Genomic DNA, 4,306 nt, shown 5'->3' with positions numbered 1-4,306 from the left:
AAGGCAAAAGTTAGGTTGTAAGAAATGAAAAAAACTAACGCATTCCCTGCCATTTAAGTGAGAAAAACTAATTCTTTAATAAACTGTATCTAATCTGGAAAGGAAATGTTACGTATAAAGTTGCTGATAAATTGCACTGTTTTACATAAACGTTAACATTCGCACATTTTTGATAAAAACCAAGGTGGTTTGTAGAGAGATGTATTCGGTTCGATATACTCTCAGTAGCACAAAGAATTGGGCCTACATGTAATTTTGTTGGTCAAAAATGAAACTTTTTTACAGGTTGTTGTAGTTTCTTTTATTTATTTGTCCATTTGCTTCTTTTTTACTCAATAAAAAATGAAAGTTAATTTATTTGTTTATCAGTGATTTATGTCATTTTGGTGTGATGAGGCACCACTTTGGTAGTATTTAGGTGGTGAGAACTGATCCAAGTCAATTTTTTTCACACTCTGAAATATTATACTCAGTCCTGAAAGCAATTTACTAAGACGTTTGTTTTCTAAGTGACTGATAAACAGTAAAAACGATAAGTAATAGCCTTAGTAAAAAGTTTTTAATATTTGTTAATTTTAGGAGATTCCCTATGCCTGTAACTAATATGGCTGAACTAGATGCAATGGTTGCTCGCGTTAAGAAAGCGCAAGAAGAGTTCGCTACTTACTCTCAAGAGCAAGTAGATAAAATCTTTCGTGCAGCATCGCTTGCAGCTAACCAGGCCCGTATCCCGCTAGCTCAACAAGCGGTAGAAGAATCTGGTATGGGTATTGTTGAAGATAAAGTAATCAAGAACCACTTTGCTTCTGAGTTTATCTACAACAAATACAAAGACGAACAAACGTGTGGCATCTTAGAAGAGGATGACAACCTAGGTACTATGACTATCGCTGAGCCTGTAGGCATCATCTGCGGTATCGTACCAACGACTAACCCAACTTCTACAGCGATCTTCAAATCTCTAATCTCTTTGAAGACTCGTAACGGTATCATCTTCTCACCACATCCACGTGCGAAAAACTCAACTAACGATGCAGCTAAACTCGTTCTAGATGCAGCAGTAGCAGCAGGCGCACCAAAAGACATCATCGGTTGGATCGACCAGCCTTCTGTTGAGCTTTCAAACGCTCTAATGAAACACGATGACATCGCGCTTATCCTTGCAACTGGTGGTCCAGGCATGGTTAAAGCCGCTTACTCTTCTGGTAAGCCAGCAATCGGTGTAGGTGCAGGTAACGTTCCTGTTGTTATCGATGAAACAGCAGACATCAAACGTGCTGTTGCTTCTATCCTTATGTCTAAGACTTTCGACAACGGTGTAGTATGTGCTTCTGAGCAAGCTGCAATCGTAGTAGACGAAGTATACGACGAAGTGAAAGAGCGCTTTGCTTCTCACAAAGCGTATGTCCTAAGCAAAGCAGAAGCTGATAAAGTTCGTAAAGTGCTTCTTATCGATGGTGCGCTAAACGCGAAAATCGTAGGTCAGCCAGCAGCAGCAATCGCTGAAATGGCAGGCGTTAAAGTTCCAGCAGACACTAAAGTTCTTGTTGGTGAAGGTCTGGGCAAAGTATCTCACGATGACGCATTCGCTCACGAGAAACTATCTCCAACTCTAGGTCTATTCCGTGCTGACAACTTCGAAGACGCGGTTGCTCAAGCGGTAACTATGGTTGAGATTGGTGGTATCGGCCACACATCTGGTCTTTACACTAACCAAGATACTAACGCTGACCGTATCCGTTACTTCGGTGACAAGATGAAGACAGCTCGTATCCTAATCAACATCCCGACTACTCACGGCGGTATCGGTGACTTGTACAACTTCAACGTTGCGCCATCTCTAACGCTAGGTTGTGGTTCTTGGGGTGGTAACTCTATCTCTGAGAACGTAGGTCCTAAACACCTAATCAACAAGAAAACTGTAGCGAAGCGAGCTGAAAACATGTTGTGGCATAAACTACCTAAGTCAATCTACTTCCGTCGTGGTAGCCTTCCAATCGCACTGGGCGACCTAGAAGGTAAGAAACGTGCATTCCTAGTAACTGACCGTTTCCTATTCAACAACGGTTATGCAGATGACGTAGTAAGCCTACTAAAAGCTCAAGGCATGGAAGTTCAAACATTCTTCGATGTTGAAGCTGACCCAACACTGTCTGTAGTAGAAAAAGGTGCGGCTCAAATGGCTAGCTACCAACCTGACGTTATCCTAGCGCTAGGCGGTGGTTCACCAATGGATGCAGCGAAAATCATGTGGGTAATGTACGAACACCCAGAAACTCACTTTGAAGAACTAGCAATGCGCTTTATGGACATCCGTAAACGTATCTACAAGTTCCCTAAAATGGGTAAAAAAGCTGAGCTTGTATGTATCACTACAACTTCAGGTACTGGCTCAGAAGTTACTCCATTCGCGGTTGTTACTGACGACAAGACTGGTGCTAAATACCCACTAGCTGACTACGAAATCACGCCAAACATGGCAATCGTTGATGCGAACCTAGTAATGAACATGCCTAAGTCTCTAACAGCATTTGGTGGTTATGATGCAGTAACTCACGCTCTAGAAGCTTACGTTTCTGTTCTTGCTAACGAATACTCAGATGGCCAAGCTCTTCAAGCACTTAAGATGCTAAAAGAGTACCTACCATCAAGCTATGCGAACGGTGCAAATGACCCAATCGCTCGTGAGAAAGTACACAACGCAGCTACTATCGCTGGTGTTGCATTTGCGAACGCATTCCTAGGTGTTTGTCACTCAATGGCTCACAAACTGGGTGCTGAGTTCCACTTGCCACACGGCCTAGCTAACGCACTACTTATCTCTAACGTGGTACGTTACAACGCGAACGACAATCCAACTAAACAAACTGCGTTCTCTCAATACGACCGTCCACAAGCACGTCGTCGTTACGCTGAAGTTGCTGACCACCTAGGCCTAAGCCAAGAAGGAGACCGTACTGCTCAGAAGATTGAACGTCTACTTGCATGGTTGGATGAACTAAAAGTTAACCTAGACATCCCAATGTCTATCCAAGCGGCAGGTGTTGCTGAATCAGATTTCGTAGCGAAACTGGATGAGCTAGCGGTAGAAGCGTTCGATGACCAATGTACTGGTGCGAACCCACGTTACCCTCTAATCAGCGAACTTAAAGATGTGTTGATGGCTTCTTACTACGGTAAAGCATTTGTTGAAGGCGAAACTTTCGAAGGTACAACTGTTATCAAGAAGAAAGCAGACCAAGAAGCAGCAAAAGCAGCACCTAAAGCAAAGAAAGAAAAAGCTGACGCGTAATTAAAAAATCGAGTGAGCAAGGTTTTCGCTAGCACGGAACCTTAATCGGGAAAAGGTTAAAGCCCCAGTCAAATGACTGGGGCTTTTTTTATTTTGGTGCAGGAGTTACATCTGGCTTGGGAAAACAGAGTTGCTGTGTATGCTTACACTTCGGTCGCAACTACTCGGCCACTGAAGTATTCATTCGCGACGATGTATGCTGTGTTGCGGACTAGTTCGTCTTGGATCTCAGCCCAGTGCCTCTCGTTGAGCTCTTCTTTTGTATGATTTACCGAGGGAATAACGCCGCCCACTCGAATGTTGAATGGTGTGAGTTCTTTTGCCCAGCTGTGAGTAAAACCTGACACCAACGCCGCCATGCTTTCAACTCCCGTAAAGTCTTCATGGTTGTCATGAGAAATGACATTAACAATGACGCCTTTCTTGTTTCTGGCTCGAAAGCGCTCTGCTCCTACTTGGCCGTAGGTATAAAGGAAGCGTGCCGCAGACGACAAGTGATCAATGTAAGTACTCATTGGTTCTGGCGCCATTAAGCCAGGCATAGGGGAGCTGGTCCAGCAATTAACAATCACATCTGGTGTCGCACGTAGCTGTGATTCTATCTGGTCAAACAATAAGTTAATGGACGTTGTGTTATCACTACACACATTCATCGCATACACTTTGTCAGTGAAAGCGCTGATTTGCTCATAGCTCGCTCTCAAAGCGCTAGAATTTTGGTCACAAAGAATCAACGTTGCTCCAAGGTGAGCAAAGTGATTTGCACAGGTTCTTCCTATAACCGAACCTGCAGACGTGACGAGAATAATTGATTCTTTGATATCCATAGCACCTTCACTGTATCCATATGTGAAAAACAATACACCAGTGGTTTGTGCTAATAGCATGGTTGAAATTCGTTGGGTTCAGTGTGAAAGGCTTCAAACTAACGCTTTCGAGTGAGGACTATTGTGCGGTAATTTGTAAGACGTCACATTTCTGACGTGTAGGTATTGCAAGCTATTGGATAAAAAC

The 4,306-nt window shown here is 43.4% G+C and carries 2 protein-coding genes; one reads left to right on the top strand and one right to left on the bottom strand.

Going from position 1 to position 4,306, the window contains the following annotated elements:
* Positions 1–589 precede the first annotated feature (589 nt).
* Positions 590–3,292: a bifunctional acetaldehyde-CoA/alcohol dehydrogenase gene (gene adhE, locus IQR33_RS13715; RefSeq protein WP_005380731.1), complete on the top strand. Its 2,703-nt coding sequence runs from the start codon at positions 590–592 to the stop codon at positions 3,290–3,292.
* A 143-nt stretch (positions 3,293–3,435) separates the two neighbouring features.
* Here the strand turns inward: adhE and IQR33_RS13710 are convergent, their stop codons facing one another.
* On the bottom strand, positions 3,436–4,179 hold the full coding sequence (locus tag IQR33_RS13710) for an SDR family oxidoreductase (protein WP_005380732.1): 744 nt from the start codon (positions 4,177–4,179) through the stop codon (positions 3,436–3,438).
* Positions 4,180–4,306 lie beyond the last annotated feature (127 nt).

The organism is Vibrio sp. OPT46 (assembly GCF_015163535.1).
Taxonomy (GTDB): domain Bacteria; phylum Pseudomonadota; class Gammaproteobacteria; order Enterobacterales; family Vibrionaceae; genus Vibrio; species Vibrio alginolyticus.
This window is presented reverse-complemented; position numbering and strand designations above follow the sequence as displayed.

Excerpts from the sequence above, each read along its gene's own strand:
- IQR33_RS13710 (WP_005380732.1), bottom strand. The coding sequence starts at position 4,179 with ATGCTATTAGCACAAACCACTGGTGTATTGTTTTTCACATATGGATAC.
- adhE (WP_005380731.1), top strand. The coding sequence starts at position 590 with ATGCCTGTAACTAATATGGCTGAACTAGATGCAATGGTTGCTCGCGTT.